Source organism: Arenibaculum pallidiluteum, from assembly GCF_017355985.1.
GTDB classification, from domain to species: Bacteria; Pseudomonadota; Alphaproteobacteria; order Azospirillales; family Azospirillaceae; genus Arenibaculum; species Arenibaculum pallidiluteum.
The window spans coordinates 67,964-90,558 of the sequence record NZ_JAFIQU010000012.1; the positions used below are offsets into that span (position 1 = coordinate 67,964).

18 protein-coding genes are annotated in these 22,595 nt (G+C 67.0%); 10 read left to right on the forward strand and 8 right to left on the reverse strand.

Going from position 1 to position 22,595, the window contains the following annotated elements; all coding sequences use genetic code 11:
- Nucleotides 1-8: 8 nt before the first annotated feature.
- From JUB13_RS21095 to JUB13_RS21115, 5 genes are all read left to right on the forward strand, one after another.
- Complete coding sequence (locus JUB13_RS21095) at nucleotides 9-902, forward strand: metal ABC transporter substrate-binding protein (protein ID WP_207482365.1); 894 nt, start codon at nucleotides 9-11, stop codon at nucleotides 900-902.
- A gap of 11 nt (nucleotides 903-913) precedes the next feature.
- Entirely contained in the window at nucleotides 914-1,870 is a 957-nt protein-coding gene (locus tag JUB13_RS21100) for a CobW family GTP-binding protein (RefSeq protein ID WP_207482366.1), read from the forward strand.
- Between the two features lie 7 nt (nucleotides 1,871-1,877).
- Nucleotides 1,878-2,906, forward strand: a complete 1,029-nt coding sequence (locus JUB13_RS21105; protein ID WP_207482367.1) for a WD40 repeat domain-containing protein — start codon at nucleotides 1,878-1,880, stop codon at nucleotides 2,904-2,906.
- Between the two features lie 693 nt (nucleotides 2,907-3,599).
- On the forward strand, nucleotides 3,600-3,878 hold the full coding sequence (locus tag JUB13_RS21110; RefSeq protein WP_207482368.1) for a hypothetical protein: 279 nt from the start codon (nucleotides 3,600-3,602) through the stop codon (nucleotides 3,876-3,878).
- 506 nt (nucleotides 3,879-4,384) lie between these two features.
- On the forward strand, nucleotides 4,385-4,708 hold the full coding sequence (locus JUB13_RS21115) for a hypothetical protein (protein ID WP_207482369.1): 324 nt from the start codon (nucleotides 4,385-4,387) through the stop codon (nucleotides 4,706-4,708).
- 20 nt (nucleotides 4,709-4,728) lie between these two features.
- On the opposite strand, the gene JUB13_RS21120 is transcribed toward JUB13_RS21115, so the two are convergent.
- Nucleotides 4,729-5,124 (reverse strand): response regulator, encoded by a 396-nt coding sequence (locus JUB13_RS21120; protein ID WP_207482371.1) that lies wholly within the window; start codon nucleotides 5,122-5,124, stop codon nucleotides 4,729-4,731.
- Between the two features lie 457 nt (nucleotides 5,125-5,581).
- Here JUB13_RS21120 and JUB13_RS21125 point away from each other — a divergent pair, with 457 nt between their 5' ends.
- On the forward strand, nucleotides 5,582-5,740 hold the full coding sequence (locus tag JUB13_RS21125; protein ID WP_207482373.1) for a hypothetical protein: 159 nt from the start codon (nucleotides 5,582-5,584) through the stop codon (nucleotides 5,738-5,740).
- A 96-nt stretch (nucleotides 5,741-5,836) separates the two neighbouring features.
- Here JUB13_RS21125 and JUB13_RS21130 read toward each other — a convergent pair whose 3' ends face one another.
- Nucleotides 5,837-6,982: an alpha-hydroxy acid oxidase gene (locus tag JUB13_RS21130; RefSeq protein WP_207482375.1), complete on the reverse strand. Its 1,146-nt coding sequence runs from the start codon at nucleotides 6,980-6,982 to the stop codon at nucleotides 5,837-5,839.
- 162 nt (nucleotides 6,983-7,144) lie between these two features.
- On the reverse strand, nucleotides 7,145-8,356 hold the full coding sequence (locus JUB13_RS21135) for an MFS transporter (RefSeq protein WP_207482377.1): 1,212 nt from the start codon (nucleotides 8,354-8,356) through the stop codon (nucleotides 7,145-7,147).
- Between the two features lie 1,862 nt (nucleotides 8,357-10,218).
- Here JUB13_RS21135 and JUB13_RS21140 point away from each other — a divergent pair.
- The gene (locus JUB13_RS21140; RefSeq protein WP_207482378.1) at nucleotides 10,219-11,646 is read left to right on the forward strand and encodes an OmpA family protein; all 1,428 of its coding nucleotides are present in this window, start codon (nucleotides 10,219-10,221) and stop codon (nucleotides 11,644-11,646) included.
- Between the two features lie 340 nt (nucleotides 11,647-11,986).
- Here the strand turns inward: JUB13_RS21140 and JUB13_RS21145 are convergent, their stop codons facing one another.
- Together JUB13_RS21145 and JUB13_RS21150 are read right to left on the reverse strand one after the other, a co-directional pair.
- Entirely contained in the window at nucleotides 11,987-12,898 is a 912-nt protein-coding gene (locus JUB13_RS21145) for a YihY/virulence factor BrkB family protein (RefSeq protein ID WP_328702980.1), read from the reverse strand.
- A complete protein-coding gene (locus tag JUB13_RS21150) occupies nucleotides 12,895-13,797 on the reverse strand; it encodes a hypothetical protein (protein WP_207482380.1) in 903 nt (300 codons plus the stop codon). Before JUB13_RS21150 ends, JUB13_RS21145 begins: the two co-directional genes overlap by 4 nt.
- A 515-nt stretch (nucleotides 13,798-14,312) precedes the next feature.
- Between JUB13_RS21150 and JUB13_RS21155 the strand changes: the two genes are divergently transcribed.
- Nucleotides 14,313-15,128, forward strand: coding sequence for a YsnF/AvaK domain-containing protein (locus JUB13_RS21155; RefSeq protein ID WP_207482381.1), 816 nt, complete (start codon nucleotides 14,313-14,315; stop codon nucleotides 15,126-15,128).
- 379 nt (nucleotides 15,129-15,507) lie between these two features.
- Here JUB13_RS21155 and JUB13_RS21160 read toward each other — a convergent pair whose 3' ends face one another.
- Genes JUB13_RS21160 through JUB13_RS21170 form a run of 3 tightly spaced genes read right to left on the reverse strand, consistent with a single transcriptional unit; the run spans nucleotide 15,508 to nucleotide 20,508 of the window.
- A complete protein-coding gene (locus JUB13_RS21160; RefSeq protein ID WP_207482382.1) occupies nucleotides 15,508-15,957 on the reverse strand; it encodes a response regulator in 450 nt (149 codons plus the stop codon).
- Nucleotides 15,947-19,117 (reverse strand): PAS domain S-box protein, encoded by a 3,171-nt coding sequence (locus JUB13_RS21165; protein ID WP_207482383.1) that lies wholly within the window; start codon nucleotides 19,115-19,117, stop codon nucleotides 15,947-15,949. Before JUB13_RS21165 ends, JUB13_RS21160 begins: the two co-directional genes overlap by 11 nt.
- The gene (locus JUB13_RS21170) at nucleotides 19,114-20,508 is read right to left on the reverse strand and encodes a sensor histidine kinase (RefSeq protein WP_207482384.1); all 1,395 of its coding nucleotides are present in this window, start codon (nucleotides 20,506-20,508) and stop codon (nucleotides 19,114-19,116) included. Before JUB13_RS21170 ends, JUB13_RS21165 begins: the two co-directional genes overlap by 4 nt.
- Nucleotides 20,509-20,661: 153 nt before the next feature.
- On the opposite strand from JUB13_RS21170, the gene JUB13_RS21175 reads away from it, so the two are divergent.
- Entirely contained in the window at nucleotides 20,662-21,045 is a 384-nt protein-coding gene (locus tag JUB13_RS21175; protein ID WP_207482385.1) for a response regulator, read from the forward strand.
- 255 nt (nucleotides 21,046-21,300) lie between these two features.
- On the forward strand, nucleotides 21,301-22,293 hold the full coding sequence (locus JUB13_RS21180; protein WP_236025117.1) for a potassium channel family protein: 993 nt from the start codon (nucleotides 21,301-21,303) through the stop codon (nucleotides 22,291-22,293).
- Nucleotides 22,294-22,595: the final 302 nt, after the last annotated feature.

A 22,595-nucleotide genomic window follows, 5' to 3' on the forward strand; every position in this document is an offset into this window, starting at 1 on the left:
GAGACCCCATGTTGAGGCGCCTTCTGCTGGTCCTCGGCCTCGCGGCCGCAACGCCTGTCGCCGCAGAGCCACTGAAGGTGGTTGCCAGCTTCAGCATCCTGGACGACATGGTGCGCCAGGTCGGCGGCGAGGAGGTGAGCGTCACAACGCTGGTCGGCCCTGACCAGGACGCGCATGTCTACGAGCCTAGCCCCGCCGACGCCCGCGCCGTCGCAGGCGCCGACCTCGTCGTGGTCAACGGCCTGGGCTTCGAGGGCTGGATGGATCGGCTCATCCGCGCCTCGGGCACGAAGGCTCGCGTGGTCACGGCGAGCGCCCGGGTTAAGCCGATCTCCGAGGACGAGAACCACGGGCATGGTCACGGCCATGGTGGTGCGGATCCGCACGCCTGGCACTCGATCTTGAACGCCATGATCTACGTCGACAACATCCTGTCGGGGCTGATCCAGGCAGCGCCGCTGCGCGCGGAGGTGTTCCGCGCCCGGGCCGCGGCCTACCGGGAGGAACTCGACCGACTGGATGCCGGGGTCCGGAGGACATTTGCCGCCGTGCCGGCCGACCGTCTCAAGGTGCTGACTTCGCACGACGCCTTCGGTTACTTCGCCCGCGATTACCGCATCACCTTCCTGGCCCCCGTGGGCTTCAGCACCGAGGCGGAGCCTTCGGCCGGCGAGGTTGCGCGGCTGATCCGTCAGGTTCGAAAGGAGCGCGTGCGCGCCGTCTTCATCGAGAACATCACTGATCCCCGCCTGATCGAGCAGATTGCTCGCGAGAGCGGGGCCAAGGTGGGCGGCACGCTCTACTCCGACGCGCTGTCGGCGCCCGGCGGCCCAGCCGCGACCTATGTCGAGATGATCCGCCAGAACGCCCGCCAAATCGCGGGCGCGCTCGCCGGCGAATGAGAGGAACGACCATGGACAAGATCCCCGTCACAGTCCTGACCGGCTATCTCGGAGCCGGAAAGACCACGCTGTTGAACCGCATCCTCTCCGAGAGCCACGGCCTGCGCTACGCCGTGGTCGTAAACGAGTTCGGGGAGATCGGCATCGACAACGATCTCGTCGTCGGCGCGCGCGAGGAGGTCTTCGAGATGAACAACGGTTGCATCTGTTGCACCGTGCGCGGCGACCTGATCCGCATCATCGGCGGGCTCCTGAAGCGCAAGGGCGATCTCGACGGAATCCTGATCGAAACCACTGGCCTGGCCGATCCGGCGCCCGTCGCGCAGACCTTCTTCGTCGACGATGACGTGGCCGGTCGCGCGAAGCTCGACAGCATCGTGACGGTGGCGGATGCCAAGCATCTCCTGAGCCGTCTGGAGGACAGTCACGAGGCGCAGGAGCAGGTCGCGTTCGCCGACGTGATCCTCCTCAACAAAACCGATCTGGTGGACGCGGACATGCTTGGTGCCGTCGAGGCACGCATCCGCGCGATGAACCCGTTCGCGACGATCCACCGGACCGAGCGATGCTCCGTCCCGATCGATCAGGTGCTTGGCCGCGGCGGCTTTGACCTCCGACGAATCCTGGAGATGGAGCCGGAATTCCTGTCCGAGGACGACCACGAGCACGACCAGGCGATCGGCAGCGTTTCCTTGACCAGTGGGCGCCCTCTCGAACCCGAGCGCTTCGACCTGTGGATGCGCCGCCTTCTGATCGAGCAAGGTGCAGACATCCTGCGCTTCAAGGGGATCCTGGCCTTCGCCGGCTCGGACCGCAAGACGGTCGTGCAGGGTGTCCATATGCTGGCGGACAGCACCAACCTGCCGCGCTGGGGAGATGGCGAGCCGCGGATCAGCCGCTTCGTCCTGATCGGCCGCAATCTCGATGCGGCAATACTCCGGGCCGGGTTCGATGCCTGCGCGGCCTGATGCGACGATGCTCCAGGTGCCGCGAAGCCGGCCTGCCGTCCATACCTTCGACGCACCCGTGACGGCCCTGGCCTTTGACCGCGGTGCAAGCACCGTCGCATTCGCGCTCGGCGACGGGACCGTGCGCCTGGGCTCACGGGCGGACGGCTTCACGTCTCTCGCTACGGTTTCGCTCCACCACGGCGCCGTGCTGCGGCTGGTTGCCGAGACCGGACCGGGCGCATTTCTGTCGGGTGGGGACGACGGGCGCGCACTGCGCATCGAGGCGGATGGCAGTGTCATTGAGCTGGCATCATTCCCGGGCTGCTGGATCGAGGAACTTGCCGTCAGCCCTGTGACCGAGTTCCGGGCGATTGCTGCCGACCGGGAGGTTCGCCTCTATGACCGCCAGGGCGTCCTGCTGGGCGCTGCGGCCGAGCATCCGAGCACCGTCGCGGGCATCGCCTTCAATCCCAAGGGCAAGCGGCTGGCGATCGCCCATTACGGTGGTGTGACGCTGCGGTGGTGTAGCGGCATCGACGGAGTGCCCGTTGATCTCGCCTTCCCGGGATCGCACATCGGCGTCAGCTGGAGCCCCGACGGTGCATGGCTCATGACATCCATGCAAGAGCGAGAGCTGCACGGATGGCCGCTGGGTGGCAAGTCGGCGGAGGTCCGCATGGGAGGCTATACGGCCAAGGTGCGCTCCATGGACTGGAGCTGCCGGTCGGGCCTGCTGGCGACCTCCGGCAGCCAAGGGGCAATCCTGTGGTCCTTCTCCGGGAGAGGGCCGTCGGGCCGGCAGCCCGTCGTTCTAGCCGCACGTGAGAAGGCCCTTGTCACTCGCGTGGCCTGGCACCCGCGCCTGCCTGTGCTCGCCGCAGGCTTCGATGACGGCGCCGTCGTCGCCGCGGCGCTCGACGCGAGCGCCGAGCTCCTCCTGCGCCCGCCCGGCGGCGGCGCCGTGGAGGCCCTTGCCTGGTCGGCCGACGGCACGTTCCTGGCGGCGGGAACAGCGGATGGCGAAGCCTGCGTAATCGACCTGGATCCCGCGTGATGAATGATGCGTTCCGCCTTGCACGTTCGTGGCGGCAGGCAAAGGTCATCCTGCGCCATCCCAAGTTCTTTCAGGGGTTCCAGGAGGCTGTTGCCGGGCGTCCCTTCGATTACCGCGTGGCTGACGGCTGGAGCGAGTCGGACCAGCATCGCTATGAAAATGGACGCGAGATCGCGGCCGAAAGCATCGCCGCGGACCTCGTGGTGCGATGGCGCGTGCCTTCGAGGATTCCCAACGAGCTCAAGCGGCTGGTCATGGCTCGGATCCGGGGGCAGTTGCCTGTCCCATATCGCAGGGCTTGGCGGGCCCCAAGGCCGGGGAGCGCCGCCGCTGAGTGCGCGCCCGCTGCGTCTGGATCAGGAAGTGCGTCACTGACCTGGACGCCGCTCAGCAAGGCCGTCTCCGCAGGATCTGCGGCACCTCGCAGTGCACATCCCAGGAACAGAGCCTCGCGTTCCGACACGGAGACTCACAATGTGCTGCCGCGCCGCCGTCGAACGCGCGTTTGATGAGATGAGGGCAGGTGGAGTGCCGGATCGGCATGCGTTCGAGGCTGCCCTGTTCATTCACCGCTTCCATCACCCCGATGTTCCGCTGCCCGACGCGTATACCGAGGTCTTCCGGTGGACTCTCGGGCGTGTGCTCCACTGACAGCGGTCACAGTCCATTGCGCCTCACATTTGGAGTTCACCTATGGCAATGCGTCTGCCAAGCATCGACCATTTCGGAAATGGGGGCGACGACCCCGAAACCACCACGCCCGGTCTGACGGAGGCTCTGACGCGGGTTCGGGCCGCGACCGCGGCCTGTCATGCGGCGGGCGTTTCGGAGCACGCGTTGCTTGCGGCATTCATGCTCGAAATCATCCCGCGCCTCGTGGACACCTATGGAGCGACGGGCGTGGCCTTGGTCCTTCGTGAACTCGCCGCTCACATCGCCGGTGATGCCAAGGCGCAGCACCGGCCTCAGTGACCGTCCGAAACCGCTTTCGAAGGTGCCGGGGACCGTCCGGACCAACCGGCCGCTCTCTCCATGCAGACTGACGGGAAAGCGGAGCCTTGTGGAAGCTCCGTTCCGCGGCGTCACTGCAGCAGGAGAGGGGCACCGTCTATGGGATCCTCGTGCGGCGCGCGGGCCGACGGATGATGATCCGGTTCCGGAGCGGCCATATCGGGCGGCGCCTGGTCCGGATCCCAAGCACGAGGGACCATAACTGCGTCCACGGCTGGAAGCCTCGGTTAGGAGCCTCCGCCATGGTCCGGCACCTACTCAGGCGATCAGACGGAATCCAGGTTGGTAGCCCCGGGTGACAATCCGGCATGCAGGCTGTTGCCTGAGCTGCATAATGCATACACACGACGCGCCGACCATGCCGCTTTGAAAGCGGATCGTCAAAGCTGCGCCTCATGATGCCGAGAGGAGCTTAGCAAATGGTGATTGCCGTGCGTATGTCGGAGCCCCGACAAGTCGGAGGATTGATGAGGTTCTTCGTCCCGCACACGAACGACGTGCAGGCGCAGGCCGAGCTCTACCGCTTGGTTCGCGGTAACGTGGAAAGCCAGCTTGGAAAGCTCGATCCACGAAGGATATGGCGTATTGCCTTCATCCAGGGTGGAACGACGCGTATCGCCGAGGTCGGGCGCCCGGACCCGTATCATGATGACGACGTGTTCGCCATCTTCCTGGATGCGCGACAGTCACGGTACTTCGTTTGTACGCCCGTGCACGGCATGTTCAACGACAAGCCGATCATCATCCCGGTAGCCGAGGCTCATGAGGCCGAGGACTTCGACATGAACTGACCCGCGTCGCTGCCGCCCGTTCAGTACAATTCGAAGCCGCCTCTTGCGTCCACTTCGCCGCCATTGAGGATTTTCTCGGCTGCTTGGACCGCGGCGCGAACCTCCTCCGCCGTATACGGCTTTGTCAGGCAGCCCAAGCCAACCCTGCCAGCCAGCCGTGCGGCTTCCGGATTGCTGGTGACGAAGAAGCAGGGCACGGCAAAGTCCTGTTCCATAGCCCTGGCGGCGTCGATTCCATTGCTCCCTTGCGCGAGCTGGATGTCGACGAGCGCCAGATCGGGGCTATGTTCGGCGGCCAGACGAACCGCCTCGGACGCCTCGGACGCGACGGCAACGACAATGTGACCGGCCTCGACCAGGGTCAGCCGCAGGGCTTCCGAGACGAGGAAGTGGTCCTCGACGATCAGAATTCGCATCGTCAGACCATGCTCGGCGTCACCGAGGACGTTCCATCAGGGCCGGCCGCAGGAACGATGGTCCGGGAACAGCGCGCCGGCCGGCGCACGGACAATTCATAACTATGCAGTGAACCGGAATGAAATATCATGACTGCCCCGATGATGGTCCACCTTCCAGAGCAACAGTGCCTGCTTGAGATTGTGGCGGACGTCTCCTCGGCATCTTGAACGGCCGCGAGTTCGACCGAGCCCTCAACCGGGCGGCCGGAACGGCGGGAGCGGCCGTCCGTCATATTCCGCGCCACAGGCCGCGAGGACGGAGCGTCGACGGCTGGCCGACCAGCGTGCCGTTCATGAATCTCTCCGGGATCCTCTTCCGCATCAGTCACGATGCCGCGTTCCGCAGCCGGTCAGTGGACGCGGAACGCCTGCGAGGTCTGGCGCGCGGGCCCGCAGGAGGTCACCGACCTCGGCTATGCGGCGCTGGTCTGGGGGCAGCGGAACGAAGCGCCTCGCGCGCCCCGACAACGAGCCGGCGATCCGCGAGATCGCGGCCGATGCCGAGCTTCTCGCGTGGCGCACGCGCCTGGTCATGGACCGGGCTGACCCCTACACGATGAGCGGCGCCCCCTGATCGACTTCCACGGAACATCGGCAAGGCGGCCGAGACACGTGTTCGACGCTGCGATCGCCAAGGCTGCGTCCGGCGAGGGGTGACCACAGCCCGGCGTCATCTGAAGCGCAGGTTCGTCCGGTTCAGTTGGCTGATCTTCGTGCATCCCATGAGTCTCATGTCCCGCTCGATCTCGATCTTCATGAGCTCCAGTGCCCGCTCGACACCGGCCTGCCCCGCGGCGGCGAGGGGAAACAGGTAATACCGCCCGACGCCGACCGCCTTCGCGCCGAGCGAGAGCGCCTTGAGCACGTGCGTACCGCGTTGAACACCGCCGTCCATGATGACGTCGATCCGGTCCCCGACCGCATCCACGACCTCTGCAAGCTGGTCGAAGGCCGAGCGCGACCCGTCGAGCTGACGTCCACCATGGTTCGAGAGCACGACGCCCGTGCAGCCGATCTCGGCGGCCCGCTCGGCGTCAGCCGCGGACATGACGCCCTTCAGGCAGAACTGGCCGCCCCATTCCTGCACCATTTCGGCCACGTCGTCCCACGACAGGGCAGGGTCCAGCATCTCGGTGAAGTACCGGCTGATCGATATGGCGCCGCGTCCCATGTCGACGTGGCTTTCCAGCTGTGGAAGCTTGAAGGACTCATGGGTGAGATAGTTGATCGCCCAGGAGGGCTTGATCGCGAACTGCGTGATGCCGGCCAGGTTCAGCCTGAACGGGATGGCGAAGCCGGTGCGCTTGTCGCGCTCGCGGTTGCCGCCGGTGATGCTGTCGACCGTCAGCATCATGACCTCGATGCCGGCCCGCTTGGCGCGCGCCATCATCTCGCGGTTCAGCCCGCGGTCCTTGTGGAAGTAGAACTGGTAGACCTGCGGGCCGCTGCTGATCTGCCGCGCCTCCTCCAGGCTTACGGTGCCCAGCGACGACACGCCGAACATCGTGCCGTATTTGGCGGCGGCTGCGGCGACGGCCCGCTCGCCCTGGTGATGGAACAGCCGCTGCAGCGCGGTCGGCGAGCAGTAGACCGGCATGGCAAGCTTCTGGCCCATCACCGTCACCGACATGTCGACTTCGCTCACGCCGCGCAGCACATTCGGGACGAGGTCGCAACTCTCGAAGGCGGCGGTGTTGCGGCGGTAGGTCGTCTCGTCGTCCGCGGCGCCGTCGATGTAGTTGAAGATCGGTCCCGGCAGGCGGCGCCTGGCCATGCGCCGGAAATCGTGGAAGTTGTAGCAGTCCTGTATGCGCATCTCGCCTCTTCCCGATCGCTTTGCCGAAAGAGCAACAGCGAGGAACTTATCGCCCGCGACGCTCCTCGGCGATCATTCGATGCGAGCCCGGCAGAGTTCCGGGCATGCCGCGAAAGCGCGGTTGCGGGGCGGGCCGATCTTGATGATCCGTTCCGCCCAACGTCAGGCGACCGCGGGCGCTGACCGTTCCTTCGGGAAAGGTCTGAAGGTCAGCATGATCAGGAAGGCGCCGACACCGAGGGCGAAGGACCCGACGAAGAGCCAGGCGTAGTTGGCGAAGGCGTCGTAGATCAGGCCGCCCGCGATCGGTCCTGTCGCCATGCCAAGTCCGCCCGCCATCGCCGTCCCGCCGATCACGGTGCCCATCATCCGCAGCGGAAAGTTCTCGCGCGCGATGACAGCGTAGAGGGGCATGACGCCCGCGTAGACGAAGCCGAACAGGGCAGCGACCGCGTAAAAGGCGCCGAGCTCGCGCACGGCGGTGTAGGACAACGCGCCGAAGGCTTGTACCAGCAGGCCAAGGACCAGCACGCGCTTGGCGCCGAAACGGTCGCCCAAGATGCCGAAGGCGACGCGGCCGCCCAGGCCGGCGAGCCCTTCGAGGCTGTAGATCGAGACGGCGGCGATCAGCGGGATGCCGCAGCTCACGGCATAGCTCACCGTATGGAAGATCGGACCCGAGTGGGTGGCGCAGCAGAAGAAGCTTGTGAGCAGCAGGATGGTGAACTGCGGCGAGCGTAGCGCTTGGGCCATGGACATGCCTGCCTGCGGGCCGTCGCCGACGGGCGCGGCGGTCTCGCCCGGCACCGCAGGCGGGCGGCGCACCAGGAATGCAACGGGGACCATGACGACCGTCACGATCGCGGCGACGATCAACAGGGTCGTTCGCCAGTCGTGGATCGTGACGAGCCACGCGACCAGCGGTGACATGGTCATGGGTGCCATGCCCATGCCGGCGGAGACGAGTGACACAGCGAGACTGCGTTGCGTATCGAACCAGCCCGTCACGCAGGCCATCATGGGCGCGAAAATGGCCGCGGTGGCGCCGCCGACGACAATGCCGAAGAGGAGCTGGAACTGGACGAGCGAGGTCGCGCGGCTCGCGAGCGCCAGGCCTGTGGCCAACAGGATGGACCCGGTCAGCACGACGAGACGGGGGCCGAAGCGGTCCGACAGGCTTCCCCAGGCCATGCTGCCCAGCGCCATGGCGACGAACGCGAAGGTCATCGCCGTCGATACGCCGGTCAAGGACCATCCAGTGGTCCGCGCGATGGGCGTGAGGAGCACCGGCAGCGAAAACATCGCACCCATCGCGACGCAGCCCAGGAGGCCGCCCGACGCGACGATCACCCAGCGATAGGGCGTAATGCTCATCTCTGCGTCTCCGGTTACCTTGTTAAAGCCCAGGGCGTTTCAACCGCCGCGTTGCCGACATGCGAAGTGCCGGCGACCGCCAGTCGCCGGCGTGGCTCGTTCTGCTGTCTCGGCGACTCACGGCTGTATCGCTGCAGCAGCGGGACGGCGGTCGGCGGCATCATCGCATGCACCATTTCGCCACCGCACCTCGTTGTCCGTCACGCGACATTGTCGGAGCCGGATGCAAAGGCCGGGAGTGACAAGTATGACGGGAATTGCCCTCGCCCGGGATCGTGTCCGCACCAAGGGCATCGGATAGGGCGTCGCGAGCAGGGCTGCAGGGAGCCCAGGGCAGTCCAGTTCCGCCTCCTCCCCGAAGACGTCGCGCTACCAACGCTTCCCATGCCTCCGCTGGCCGTCGCGCAAGCGATGCTTGCAGGCGTCGGCATCGTCCGGTGCTCCGAGGCGCTGGCGAGCGACCAGACCCGCACCGCCCGCCGCCGCGGCCGGTCCGGCGCCGACGGTGCGGGTCGCCTGCTCGCCGGGGCCGAGCGCTCCGCGTCACGGCAGCGAGCCGGCGATCCGAGAGATCTCGGCCCGGGTGAGGGCCGCCACCATCGCGGCACGTGTCCGGGACGACCGCCGCATTCATCCCGGAGGGTTCTGGGCCCACCGGGGGGCTGCAACCGACCAGCCGTGGGTTAATTCACATCTTTCTCGGTGCTCAGGGCATAGGGTCGCAAAACCGGGCAATGATACCCGGGGTCTCGTCAGAATCGGGGAGGTCCGCGATGAAGATCGACTACGATCGCCACAAGATCGAGGCCAAGCGTCTACGGATCGATTACCTGGCTTCGAGGGCAACCGTCTACGGGAACCTCGTGCGGCGCGCAGTCCGATGGATGATGGTCTGGATCCGGAGTGGGCATATCGGGCGGCGCTTGGCCCAGATTCCGAGGACGAGGGAGCATGACAGGGTCCGCGGCTGAGAGCCTCGGCCAGGAGCTTCCGCCATGATCCGATGCCTGACCGATCGGTTCTGGCCACGCGGCGCCTGCCATTCCATCGACAGGCGCCGCCCCGTCCACGCCATCCCGTCCACGCCATCCCGGGCGCGTGAAATGCCGCCCGACGCCGCGACAGGGATTCCGCTGCTCGCCCGCCTCAGCATATGGGGGTGTTGAGACACCTCCGGCAGCCAAGCCCTGGCGCACGCGCGGGATCGACTGATCGTGCCGGCTGGCTTGGACCCTTTGGGAGTCGCCGCGCTGGTCACAGGACCAGTGGGCTCGTCCAGCGTGCCTGTTGGTCTCGGGAGCTGGGGCGCTTGCCGACAGCTCGATGCCAGCAGCTGCGCGATCGGGCGGATAGTCCAGGCCATTCGGTCTAGGTGTGCCTGTTCTCGGCCGCGATCCGCATCCGAAACGCTTGCCGGATTCGTATGCGATCGCAGGTGGTTCGCCACAGGAGCTTCCGGTCGGGACCGAGACCGAGCGACGCGGCCGAACGTTTCCGGGCGCTTGCGACAGGATGTCAGAATGCTGCATTCCGATCGCGACCATGACGTCGGCCAGTGCCCCTGGCGCGGAACAGCCGGTCAGGGCGACGGCTCCGATGCGGGCGTGCCGTCGTTCGCCGCGGTCCCGGACATCATGGACACGTCCGCGGCTGACCCGCACATGAACCGTGCTCATGCAGCTCGACAGCTTCGGCGTGAGTGGCCGCGGGCTCCTGATCCGGGACGGCAACAGCCTGACGGTCCCTGCCAAGGCCGTCGGGCTCGAGCACGGCCAGATGCATACCTGGCGGACAGCGGCATGCGGGAGCAAACGCACATCCCGACCGCGACGTCCTCGCTGCAAACCAGGGAGACCCCGCGCATGACCATCGTTCTTCGACCCGTTTCGCAGACGGGTGCCACGCACGCGCGTCGGATGCTGGGCAGGCGTGCCGTCCGCTTGGCGGCGTTCGTGCTGATCGTCGCAGTATCCGGCTGCGCCTCGCACCCCGATGCGACAACGGCCGTGCCGGCCGGCGATCGACCAGGGGCGACGAATGGGGCCTCCGATGTCGTCCAGGCTCCGGCTACCGGACCCCGGGCGGCGGCAGTCGTTCCCGCCGGCCTTCCGGTGCCAGCTGATCCCGTCCTGCCACCTGCGCCGGACGAGGCCCTGTCCCTGGATCAGGCGGTGCAGCGCGCTGCGATGGACCTCTTCGCAAGCGTTCCGCCCGCCGTGCGAACCGGGCGGGAGCGGCGGCTGCTGGTCATCGATCCGCTCGTGGACGGAGCCACCGGCGGACAGACCGGCGCCACCCGGTCCATGCAGCGGAGCCTGGCCGCCTACGTTGAGGACCGGCAGCACGAGTACGAGTTGCGGCCGCTGGACACTGCGGCCTTGAACCAAGCGCCGCTGGTTCTGGTCGGAAGCGTGCGGGGCGTCGGCCGCAGCGGCCTTGCGCCGGGTATTCCGGAGGCCTACCGGATCTGGTTCTCCCTCGCCGATCTGCGGAGCGGAATGGTCGTCGGGCACGGCATGGCCTGGGCGCGGCCCGACACGGTCGATCAGACGCCCACGGCCTTCTTCCGGGACAGCCCGGCTTGGCTGGTGGACGCCAGGACCCAGGGCTACCTGCGCACCTGTCTCTCGAAAGTGGGGGCGCCCGTGGACCCCGCCTACCTGGACGGGATCTTGGCCGCCGCGCTGGCCGCCGACGGCGTGCAGGCCTACGAGGGCGGCCAGTACGAGGAGGCGCTGGAGCTGTTTCAGTCCTCGCGTCGTCTGCCAGGGGGCGATCAGCTCGACGTCCTGAACGGCCTCCATCTCGTATACGGCAAGCTCGGGCGGCCCGGCGACGCGGAGGCGGCCTTCTCCGAACTCGTGGACTTCGGGCTGCGCCACGAGCGCCTGGCGATGAAGATGCTGTTCAAGCCGAGTTCCACGGCGTACTGGCATGATCCCGCGTCAGGCGGCCGCTATGACATGTGGCTGCGCCAGATTGCGCGGCGCACCGAGCCGTCGGGTAAGTGCCTGGAGCTGGTCGGACATACCAGCCCCACCGGGCCGCTCGCGCTTAACGAGAAACTGTCGCACGCCCGGGCGGAAACGGTGAGGGTCGGCCTCGCCAAGCATGTCCTCTCGGTTGGAGAGGAGGCGACGACCCGGGGGGCGGGCTCCACGGAGAACCTCGTGGGCACCGGGGCCGACGATGCCTCCGACGCGCTCGACCGCCGGGTCGAGTTCCGGCCGTTCGTGTGTCCGGACACGGGGCGGGAGGCCGGCGCGTCCGAATCCCGCAGCGCCTCCTGACCATTCTCGGAGACGTCGATGCGATGAGGCTCGGCTGGGAGGGGGGCCCTGGCCCGTCCACGCGAATGCGGGTTCGAGCGTCCGTCTACCAGATCCCCGTTGGGGCGGTCTGGTCGCAGCGCCTCCGGCGCATGAATCCTGCACCATCGACAGACGCCGCATCGACGCGATCCAGGGCATCCTGCGCCAGGACGTCTCGCATCCAGCCACGACGTGCCTTCGCTCGTTTTCGCTGGCTGCACGTCTGCAACGCCTAACCCGCAAACGCCTGATCGGATCTGCCTATACGAGCCACGCCGCCCGATTGCGCCCGGCCACATGGTTCCGGCGACCGGCTTTGTTACTCTCTGGAGGATCTCTGCGCGCTCACCGTCGTGTCGAGCCGTGTCTGCCGTTCCGTGGCGGCGTTCAGCGCCGCGCCCAGCAACACGGCATAGGCGAGCAGGTACAGCCACAGCATCAGCGTCAGGACTGCGCCGGCCAGTCCGTAGGCCGCCTCATAGCGAGCGAACTGCTTGACGTAGATGGAGAAGCTGTAGGAAGCCAGGACCCACAGGAATGCCCCTGTCACAGCGCCCCAGATCACCCATCGCCATTTCGGCGGGGTCCGGCACGGGCCGAGGCGGTAGAAGACGGCAAGAGCCAGCGCGACGATCATCGCCACGAACGGCCAGCGCGCGATCCGGGCGATCCGGCTCCAGCCAGGGTCCGACGCGAGCGCGGCGGGGTCTCCCGACAGGAGCGCGGTCGAGCCCACCGCCAGCCCGAGACCGCAGAGCCCCAGTAGGATTGCGCGGCCGTTCAGAGCGAGGAAGCCCCGGCGCTCCGTCTCCCGGTAGGCGTGATTGAGCGCCGCCATCAGCGCGCGCATGGCGAACAGAAGGCTCCAGAAGAACAGCGTCAAGCTGCCGGCGATGCCCCAGCCGAAGCCCGCGCCCGCGTCGGCCGCCTTGCCCATCAGCTGGCCCAGAAGTGCCCGCATCGCCTCGTCAGGCAGAAAGCCGCCGAGCTCCCCGACCTCGCTGGAGACGGCCTCGGGTCCGGCCAGCAACCCGTGCGCCTGCACGACGAGCCCGAGCGCAGGCACCAGGGCGAGGAAGGCGAAGAACGCGACCCCCGCTGCCGCCACCCAGAGACCCTTCTCCCCGGAACTTCGCCATACCTGGACGAGGACACGCTGCCAGGCAGCACCGGGGAGGTCCGCCGGACGGTCTACGTCATGGACGCCCGGTCTCGCTAAATCGCTGGTCACTGCCGGACGACGTCCTCCGGATTCCTGGTGCCGGCGCGCCCGCCAAAGAGTGCCGCCAGCGCGCCGAGGACCAGGGCGACGAACCCGCCAATGCCGGCCGCGGACAGCGTATCGGTGGTCGCCCCTGCCGCCCCGGCGGCCTGCCCGCGGAGCTGCCTGACCTGGTCCTCGACCTGCTGCACGCGCTGGGCCGCCACGTCGCGCCCGACACGGGCCTGCTCGGCGATCACGGTGATCGCCTCCTCGCGTGCCTGCTGGGCTCCGGCACCGCCCGTCACAATGCGGCCCAGGGCGTCCATCATGCGGGACTGCGCGTCGCCGCCCTGCGGCTGGTCGCCCGGGCGCAGCAGGTCGCCCGCCAGGGTGCGCAACCGGTCGGCCGAGGGCAGAGCGGAGGTGGCCTGGGGGGCCGCCTGCTGGAGCGCCTCGGTGGCAGTGCCCGCCACGCTGCCGAGCATGCCGGCGGTGCGGCTGGCCACGGTGCCGAGCGCGCTGGTCAGGAGGTAGGCGCTGACCATCAGCGCGAGTGCCCATGTGAGCACACCGTGGATCATACCATCGCCCTTCACCACAACCCCGGCAAGCCGCGCCGCGACGTATCCGCCGGCCGCGAGCGAGACCATGTAGCTGAGGGTCCACCAGATGCCGGCCCCAATCCCCAGGCTCGATGCGGCCGGCGTGCCGCCCGCCTGAGTGGGGTCGATCGTCGACAGCCCCACGCCGACACCCAGCAGGCTCAGCAGAAGTTGCAGGGCGAGTGCGAGTACGACGCCCGCGAACAGCGCACCCCAGGAGACCCGGCGGTGCGTGCCGGTCGTGACGGTGACGCCGTGCCCCGCCCCTTGCACCGTGGACGCGCCGGCATTTCGTGTTCCGTAGACCGCCGCTTTGTGGAGCATGCGAAGAATCCCTTCCGCTGAATCCGGCGCTTCTCGTGGAGCTGGCGAGCACGCCCGCCCCGCAAACCGGATCGTTGGGATTGCGTTCCCGTTCTAATCGAAATGTCATCAGGATCAGCGTTGTTATATGCGAAAGCATAGGTATCCGCAGATTTGCGACCAAAACCTCGCCGAAATATGATCTGCCCGGTGAGCAATTTCTGAAACGAATCCGCCTTCTAATGTTTCGGATGTTCTTCTATATGCAACCGCGTAACTGCAATCAGTTTCGATATTGATCATCAAGCGCGGAAATTGGAGTGGAACGTATCGGATCCTCTTCGGTTTGCATGGGTCGGTACATCCGGACAGGACGGAACGGAATGGCCGATTTCGCAGGCGAACCCGCCCGCGGTCGGCGAGATCACGGGCGAGCGCCCGTATCTGCAGTTCCTAGCCGCCCGTCTGAACCTGCCCTACGAGCGCGCCGAAGCGCTCTGCGGCGCCGCCTGATCAACATCTGAGGAGACGACGACATGCTGACCATGGTGACCTGTTTTCGCGACCGCGATACGATCGGACAGGTTCGCGAGCGGCTGGCCCAAGAGGGCGTGGCGCTGACGGACGCGGAGGTTTTCACCGCGTCCGACGCTTCTGTCGAGGAGCGGCTCACCGCGCGCAACGTGCCGAGCGACGACGCGCGTACCTACCGCCAGGCACTCGCGGGCGGCAACGCGCTTCTGGTGGGATCCGTCGCCGAAGCCGACCTGGATCGGGCCGAGGCGATCATGGACGACTATGGCCCCGTGAACGTGGAGGAAGGCCTGTCTGCCGCGGCCGGGCAGCTCCGCGATGTTGATGCCGGCCTGACCGACGGCACCGCGACCACCCGAACTGTCGCGGACGGCGGCATTGCCGGCAGTGCTCGCGCGGACACCGTTCGCGGCGAGGGCGAGGAGGTCATCCCGATCGTCGAGGAGGAACTGCGCGTTGGCAAGCGCGCGGTGGAGCGTGGCGGCGTGCGCGTCCGCAGCTACGTCGTCGAGACGCCGGTCACCGAGTCCGTGGCGCTGCGCAACGAGACGGTCTCGGTGGAGCGGCGCGCAGTGGACCTGCCGGCCGGCGAGATCCCCGCCGATGCGTTCCGAGAGCGCACGATCGAGGTGACGGAAACCGACGAGGAGGCGGTGGTCTCGAAGGATGCACGCGTGCGCGAGGAGCTGGTGATCCGCAAGGACGTGGAGGAGCGGGCGCAAACCGTCTCCGACACCGTGCGACGCACCGAGGTCGAGGTCGAGGACGACCGGACCGAAGGCGTCGCCCGCACCCGCGTCGACCGTACCGACGTCTAGGTCCGAGGCTGACAAGAAGGGGCGCGGCGTCCTGCCGCGCCCCATCGCGTCATGACGGAGATTGGGCCCCGCGCCGGCCGGAAGTGGCCGGTGGTCGCGCGGCCCCATCCAAAACGCGAAGCGCACGCCACGAGCCGGGCGAGCTGCAACCCCATGACCTCTCCTGACCGGATCCCAAAGGACTGGGCGGGGACTTGAGCCCGCCAGGAGGCTGAGGGGACATGGACGGCTGTGACGATCGTCCGAACCTCGTGCCAGGGCGTCCCGGCCTTCTTGGAAGACCCGCGCCGCGCCGAGCGCATGGGTTCCCACGGTCCACCTGCAGTCCTGGATGGGGCTCCGCCGAGTGGAGCTCCAAGTGAGGCCTCGACGGCGTAGGTTACTGATTCCGCGGGCGTTCGTTCAGCACCGTCCAGTAGAGCCCGGCTGTCCGCACCAGGTCGAGCAATCCGTCGAAGTCGACGGGCTTCACGAGGTAGCTGTTGGCTCCGAGGTCATAGGCCCGATCCAGGTCACTGTTCTCGCGTGAGGACGTAAGGACGACCACCGGTGTTCGTCCCAGGCTCCCGGGCTGGGACCGCAGCCATTCCAGGACCTCCAGCCCGGATCGCCGCGGCAGCTTGAGATCGAGAAGCATCACGGCGGGCAGCGGGTTTTCCGAGCGGTCCGCGTAGGCGCCTTCCCCCGCAAGGTAGGCAACCGCGGCGTCACCATCCTCAACGACGAGCAGCGGGTTCATCAGCTTGGCCTTGGCGAAGGCCCGCCGGATCAGCAACTGGTCGTTGGGATCGTCCTCGACCAGCAGGATCGGCTCCACGTCACTTTTCATCCGTGCTCTCCGCTTCCTGGAGGTCCACCCAGAACCGGCTGCCTGCCCCGGGCTCTGATTCGACACCCGCAGAGCCTCCCATGCGCTCGGCGCCGCGACGGACGATGGCAAGCCCGATGCCCGTTCCCGGGTACTGCATCATCCCGTGAAGGCGCTGGAACACCTGGAAGATGCGCGTCTGATGCTCCAGGGCAATGCCGATGCCGTTGTCCTTGACCCAGAGCCGCACATGGCCTTCGGAGCGCCTCTCGGCGCGAATCCTGACCTCCGGCTTCGTGTCGGCCGCAACGAACTTCACCGCATTCGACACCAGGTTGGCCAGCACCTGCCCCAGCACCGCCCGGTGCCCCTTCACCCAGGGCAGAGGTCTGACGACGTGCACGGTCGCCTCGGCTCCATTCAGGGTGCCTTCCAGCTGTCGGAGGACGTCCACAACCACACGGTCGAGTTCCAGCGGCTCCAGGACCAGTTCCTCTCGGCTGATCCTGCTGTAGGCCAGCAGGTCCTGGATGAGGTGATCCATGCGGACCGCTCCGTCCGCGATCCTGCCGAGGTAATCGCGGGCGGTCTCGTCCAGAAGCTCGCCGTAGTCCTCTACAAGCGCCTGGCTAAATCCGCGCAGGGTCCGTAGGGGCGCACGAAGGTCGTGGGCGACGGAATGGGCGAAGCCCTGGAGTTCGGCGTTGGCATCCGCAAGCTGGCGCGTGCGTTCGTCGACGCGGCGTTCCAGGTCCCGGTTCAGACGCCGAACCTCCTCCTCGGCGGCCTTGCGCTCCGTGATGTCCCGCAGCACGCCGATGATGCCGCGAACCCTGCCGTTCTCATCCGGCAGAGGGGACTTGGCGGAGAGGAAGGTTCGCGATTCTCCCTGTTCTGGAATGACCTCCTCGAATTCGACCGCGCGGCCCTCGGCCATCACGCGCGCATCGTCGGCCTCAACCGCGTCTGCCAAAGGGGCGGGCAGGAAGTCGCGGTCTCGGCGCCCGATGACGGCGTCGTGGTGGGAGCCGAGCAGCCGCAGGGTCCGCCGGTTCGCCAGGAGGAAGCGGCCTTCCGTGTCCTTGACGAAGATCGGGTCAGCCGCGCCGTCGATCACCGACTGCAAAAGGCGTCCGCTCTCCGCCAGGGCTCGCTCGGCCTGGCGCCGTTGGGTCACGTCGAGCCAGATGGCGAGCACACGCATTCCCGCCTCCGTCCGGATCGGACGCCGGGTAACCAGGACATCGACCTCGCTCCCGTCCTTGCGGCGGTAGCGCACTTCACCCTGGGCCAGAGCCTTCGGGTCGATCCCGGACTGTACGAGGGTGATGAAGTCCTCCCGTCCTATCGGAGAGGCTTCCACGCCGATCCCGATGGCCATGTCGGCCAGGCGGGTTCGACCGAACTCCTCGGCGTCATAGCCCAGCATGGTGCAAGCCGAAGGATTGAAGGCTTCGACGGAGGTGTCGGAAGGATCGATGATCACAACGCCGACCGGCAGGGTCTCGAAGAGTTCCCTGAAGCGCGCCTCGCTTGCGCGGATCTCGGCTTCGGCCCTTCTGCGGTCGGTCACATCCCGCATGATGGCGGTGAACATGGGGCGCCCCGCGGCGTCCCATTCGGCGATGGTGACCTCGAACGGAAACGTCGAGCCATCCTTGCGGCACCCGTCGAGCTCTCGTCCGATGCCGATGATCCGGCGCTCGCCGGTCTCGCGATACCGGTGCATGTAGACGTCATGCCGCCGCGCGTGCTCGCCGGGCATCAGCATCCTCACGTTCTGGCCCAGCACCTCCTCCGCGCCGTAGCCGAAAAGCCGCTCGGCGGCGCGGTTGAACGTCCGGACAGTGCCCTCGGCGTCCGTCACGACGATGGCGTCAAGTGCGGTGTCGACGATGGCCCGCAGGCTGGCCTCGCTGGTCCGCAGCGCATCCAGCGCTCGTCGCTCGTCATCGAAGTCCGCGGCCGTTCCGATCCACATCAGGACATTCCCGCTCTCGTCCTTGAGAGGGGCGGCTCGCGTCCGAAGCCAGCGGTAGGCGCCTTCCACGGAGCGCAGGCGATGCTCGACCTGGTACTCGCATCCGGTCTGGAGCGCATTTTGCCAAGCCTGGTTCGTCCGTTCGAGGTCGTCGGGATGGATGTGCTGCGCCCACGAGGCGCCGTGTGCCGCCTGCTGGGGCTTGCCCGTGAACCTGTCCCACTGGGGGTTCACGTAATCGAGACCGCCTTCCGGCGTGGCGGTCCAGACGATCTGAGGGACCGTCTCCGCGAGGAAACGATAACGCCGTTCGCTTTCCCGGAACCGCTTGGTCGCTTCCTCGGCCTGCCTCGCCCTGGCCGCGGCGAGCATGCGGCCCCGCATGGCGAGGCCGAGCATTACCGACAAGGCGGCGCTGACCGCGAAAACGACATGCGGCAGCACGGGACGTCCGGCGGTCTCCAGCCGCGGCGCGACCGTGACCGCCCAGGTCACCCCCGCGTGCTCGAAGCGCGACAGGACGACCTTCTCTCCGCGAGGGTCGCCGATCTTGAAGGCATGTGCGCCATCCGCCGTCAGGCTGAGCGCGTATCCGGGATCGAAGGTGCTGAGCTCGCGTTCCAGCAGAACCTGAAGGTCGATGGCCGCATAGACGAAGCCCGCGTTCCCGGATGGCGTGTTGATGGGGACGACGTCGAGCACGCCGCGCCCACCCTGAACGAAGTCGATCGGCGGCGTGACCGCAGGCATGCCGGTATCCCGCGCCCGCGCGTATGTGGCCGCGCGCACGGGCTCGGCATTGACGGAGAGACCGAGCGCCGCCTCATTCCCCTGCACAGGATGGATCCAGCGGACGTGATAGCCCGGATCGACCCATCCGACGGCGCGAAAGCTGGGAAAGCCCTCGCGCAGCACTTCGGCCTCGAGATCGAATCCTGCTCGGTCGCGGTTCCCTTCGATCTCCCATCGGCGCGCCATGCGCGCGAGCGCCCGAGTGCGTTCCCTTAGGCTGTCCTGGACGGCGCGAGTGGCGGCGTCCAGCCTTGCTTCGGCAGCGACTCGCGCGGTGTGCCGGTCGGCATCCAGCAACGCATGCCAGAAGAGGGCCGAAGCAATCAGTCCGGCGAGCGCCGCAGCCCATGGCAGCCAGGCGCTCCGGTCGGCGGACGGGGCGAAAAAGCCCTGCGACGCATGTGTCATGGTCCTCCCGGCGAGGCCAAGGGTACCGTCACCGTCACGGACGTGCCGTCGCCGGTCGAGACCAGCACCGTGGCGTCGATCTGCTTCACGAGGTTCAGGACGACACGCGAGCCGACGCCGCCCTGCCGAGTCCCGGGGGCGTAGATATCGTTCGGTGCCCCGATGCCGTCGTCTGAGATCTCGAGCCGCGCGGCGTCCCCGGCCGGGTGCAGCGCCACCGAAATGCGACCTGCCCGGCCGCCCGGGAAGGCATGCTTGAGTGCGTTCATGAGCAGCTCGGTGACAATGAGCCCGAGCGGGATGGCGGTGTCGATGGGCAGCCGCATCACTTCGGCGTCCACCACGATCTGGATCTCGGGACGGCCATGGATAAAGGCGAGCTTCTCCGTGAGTTCCCGAAGATATGCCGTGAACTCCAGGAACTCGAAGTCGTTCCCCTGATGCAGGCGCTGCTGTATCAGCGCAAGGGCCTGGATTCTCTCGCTGACCTTCTTGAACCCGGCCCGGACCTCCGGGTCCGCGAAGCGCCTTGCCTGGAGCATGAGGAAAGCGTCGATGACCTGAAGGTTGTTGTACACGCGGTGATAGAGCTCGCGCAGGAGGACGTCGCCGCGCTCGACCGCAGCCCGCAAAGCGGTGACGTCGGTCAGGACGCACTCGACCTCCCCATCCGCCTCGGGGACCGCATGAGCGTCGAGCAGGGCGGTGCGCTTGGTCCTGTTGCTGTAAGTGACCTCAAGCCCCTGGATGCTGACCCCGCCATGCGCGGCCCAGGCATCCCGGAGCCCGTCGCCCCGGAGCCCGTCGGCCCGGAGCCCGTCGGCCCGGAGCCCGTCGGCATTGAGAAAATCGAAAAGGTTGAGCGACGCGACATCCGCGTCGTCAGTCATTTCGAGCATCCGCCGCAGCGCTGGGTTCGCCGCGAGCAGCTGGCCGTCAAGGCGGCAGGCGAACATGCCGATGCCGGAGGACCTGTAGATAGCGGCGTGGCGGGCCTCGGCGCGCCGCCGCGCCCGGCGTTCCCCGGCCTGACGGGCGAGCGAGGTGACCGCTGCTGCGAGCCGGGGGATCCGTGAGGGATCCTTCACGACGTAGTCGTCCAGCCCCGCCTTCATCACCTCTACGGCGTCCTCCTCACCCAAGGACCCCGTGAACATGACGACCCCGCAGTCCGGATGCTTGTCGCGAATACGCCTAAAGACTTCAATGCCATTCGCCCACCCAAGAGAAAAGTCGATGACCGAAACGTCCGGGGTGGACTCCGCAATTGCCAAGTCGAGTTCCTCGGAGGTTCCGACTTGCCTGAGAATTGCATCGGGTATTGCTCGGGTCAGTCCCCTTAGCACCATCGCGCGATCGTCTGGATTGTCGTCGACGTGCAGAACGATCATGTTCTCTCTCAAGCGCTTTGAGCTGCCAATTATCACAGATGGCCGACTCGACATCCGCCCCTTTGCCGACTAGCAGTCCGCGCCGCACGTTCTACACTCGGCGTACGGGACGGTGACGCCGGACCCGGGCCGTTGAAGGGCAACAGCAGGTAGATGGAATTGGTTCGGAGCGAGGCTGGCGGCGTCCTGATCGTCGAGGACGAGAGCATGATCGCCATGCTCCTGGAGATGATCCTCGAAGACGCGAGCATCCCGGTGTCGGGTGTGGCGAACGCCGCCGAAGAAGCACTGTCGGTCGCCGCGGCAGTCAGGCCCGCGGCGGCGGTCATCGACATCCGCCTCGGCCCTGGACCGGACGGTATCCACGTCGCGGAGCGCCTGCGCGAGCGGCACGTGTGCGGGATTGTCTTCGTCTCCGGCTCAGGAGAGCAGGAGACCCTGGAGCGGATCTCCAGGGTCGAGGGCGCCGTCTTCCTTCAGAAGCCCGTGAATCCGGCCGCCCTCGTTCAGCATGTCCGAACCATGCTGCCGGGATAGCGGCCGTCGCGCCGTCGGTTGGGAATACGCCGACCTGCGTATTGCCGGTCCCGAGGTGTCGAGCGCCCTTGCCCGGTGCGAGAACCGTCGTGGCATCGCGAGCCATGAGGGTGGTGGGCACTGTTGAGCGGATGTCCGGGGTCAGCCCGAGCGAGGGACGAACCGATGCAGAAGTCGGTTGACCGATCGTCTTCGAGATCTCCACCGGGCAGGCGGTCCCTGCGGCGCGGACGCATCCTCCACGTCCGGTCCGGGATGTCGCCGGAGAGGACCCTGTGCGTCCGCGGCATTCTGGTCGCGGTCCTGCTCGCCCTCGTCATCGCCGTCTTCTGGTTCGATCGCGACGGGCTGAAGGACAACATCGACGGACAGGTCAGCTTCCCAGACATCCTCTACTTCACGATGATCACCATCACCACTGTGGGCTATGGCGACATCGTGCCGATCAGCCACACGGCCCGGCTGATCGATGCCTTTGCCGTAACGCCGATCCGGGTCTTCATCTGGTTCATCTTTCTGGGCACGGCCTACGAGTTCGTCGTCCAGAGGATCGTGGAGGACTACCGCATGAGCCGCATTCAGAAGGACCTCCACGGTCACATCGTCCTGTGCGGCTTCGGCCACAGCGGTCGCGTCGCGGTCGAGGAAAGCGTTGCAAAGGGCCATCCGCGGGATCGGATCGTCGTCATAGACGAGTCCGAGGCGCGCATCCGGATCGCGGCGGAGGAGGGCTTTATCGGCCTGCTCGGGGACGCCACCAGCGAGGATATTCTGACCTGGGCCTGCGTCGGACGCGCGAAGGCGGTGATCGTCAGCGCGGGCCGGGACGACACCACGGTCCTGGTGATCCTGACGGTGCGCCACCTTTCCGCCGAGGCGAAGATCGTGGCCAGCGTGAAGCAGGAGGAGAACATCAAGCTGGCGCATCTCAGCGGGGCCGACACGGTGGTCTCGCCCCCCAAGATCGGGGGTTTCCTCCTTGCCGACGCCGTGGAGACAACCCACGCGGCGCCATTCCTGTGCGACCTCATGTCGGCGGGCGGCCGAATGGTCCTGAGCGAGCGGCAGGCTGGTCCCGGCGACATCGGCAAGACCATGGCCGACGTGGCTCCCGGCGTGGTCGTCCACGTTCACAGCAATGGTCGGGACATCTCGTTCAGGGAACGGGACGCCTACACCATCCAGGATGGAGATGTCCTGCTGTTCATCGGTTCGCCGGATCAGGTTTACCCACGGGACCGCCGTTGAAGGCGTATCCTTGCATGTGACCGCAGGGCCGCGCCGCCGTCAGCCTACCCCTTACTTGCCCCGCCGGGTCTGGTGCAGGCCAGTAACCCGCTTCCGTCAGCGGGGCCGTCAAAGCCCATAGCTTCTCCGCCGGCAGGTATGACGGCCAAGCGCGCTATCAGGAACGCATCATGACCCTGGTTCTGGAGTTGGCCCTCCGGTTCCATGGCCCAATGGCGCAGTGGCCGTTCCAACCCAAGATTCAATGCCAAGATTCAATGCTAGGCTAGGCCCCTTTCGGTTCCGCTGCCAATGCCTGCCTC

Coding starts and splice junctions, on each gene's coding strand:
- JUB13_RS21150 (WP_207482380.1), bottom strand. CDS start 13,797: ATGCTCCACAAAGCGGCGGTCTACGGAACACGAAATGCCGGCGCGTCC.
- JUB13_RS21175 (WP_207482385.1), top strand. CDS start 20,662: ATGGAATTGGTTCGGAGCGAGGCTGGCGGCGTCCTGATCGTCGAGGAC.
- JUB13_RS21125 (WP_207482373.1), top strand. CDS start 5,582: ATGCGGCGCTGGTCTGGGGGCAGCGGAACGAAGCGCCTCGCGCGCCCC.
- JUB13_RS21120 (WP_207482371.1), bottom strand. CDS start 5,124: ATGCGAATTCTGATCGTCGAGGACCACTTCCTCGTCTCGGAAGCCCTG.
- JUB13_RS21180 (WP_236025117.1), top strand. CDS start 21,301: ATGTCGCCGGAGAGGACCCTGTGCGTCCGCGGCATTCTGGTCGCGGTC.
- JUB13_RS21115 (WP_207482369.1), top strand. CDS start 4,385: ATGAGGTTCTTCGTCCCGCACACGAACGACGTGCAGGCGCAGGCCGAG.
- JUB13_RS21105 (WP_207482367.1), top strand. CDS start 1,878: ATGCTCCAGGTGCCGCGAAGCCGGCCTGCCGTCCATACCTTCGACGCA.
- JUB13_RS21110 (WP_207482368.1), top strand. CDS start 3,600: ATGGCAATGCGTCTGCCAAGCATCGACCATTTCGGAAATGGGGGCGAC.
- JUB13_RS21160 (WP_207482382.1), bottom strand. CDS start 15,957: ATGAAAAGTGACGTGGAGCCGATCCTGCTGGTCGAGGACGATCCCAAC.
- JUB13_RS21165 (WP_207482383.1), bottom strand. CDS start 19,117: ATGACACATGCGTCGCAGGGCTTTTTCGCCCCGTCCGCCGACCGGAGC.
- JUB13_RS21135 (WP_207482377.1), bottom strand. CDS start 8,356: ATGAGCATTACGCCCTATCGCTGGGTGATCGTCGCGTCGGGCGGCCTC.
- JUB13_RS21155 (WP_207482381.1), top strand. CDS start 14,313: ATGCTGACCATGGTGACCTGTTTTCGCGACCGCGATACGATCGGACAG.
- JUB13_RS21095 (WP_207482365.1), top strand. CDS start 9: ATGTTGAGGCGCCTTCTGCTGGTCCTCGGCCTCGCGGCCGCAACGCCT.
- JUB13_RS21100 (WP_207482366.1), top strand. CDS start 914: ATGGACAAGATCCCCGTCACAGTCCTGACCGGCTATCTCGGAGCCGGA.
- JUB13_RS21130 (WP_207482375.1), bottom strand. CDS start 6,982: ATGCGCATACAGGACTGCTACAACTTCCACGATTTCCGGCGCATGGCC.
- JUB13_RS21140 (WP_207482378.1), top strand. CDS start 10,219: ATGACCATCGTTCTTCGACCCGTTTCGCAGACGGGTGCCACGCACGCG.
- JUB13_RS21170 (WP_207482384.1), bottom strand. CDS start 20,508: ATGATCGTTCTGCACGTCGACGACAATCCAGACGATCGCGCGATGGTG.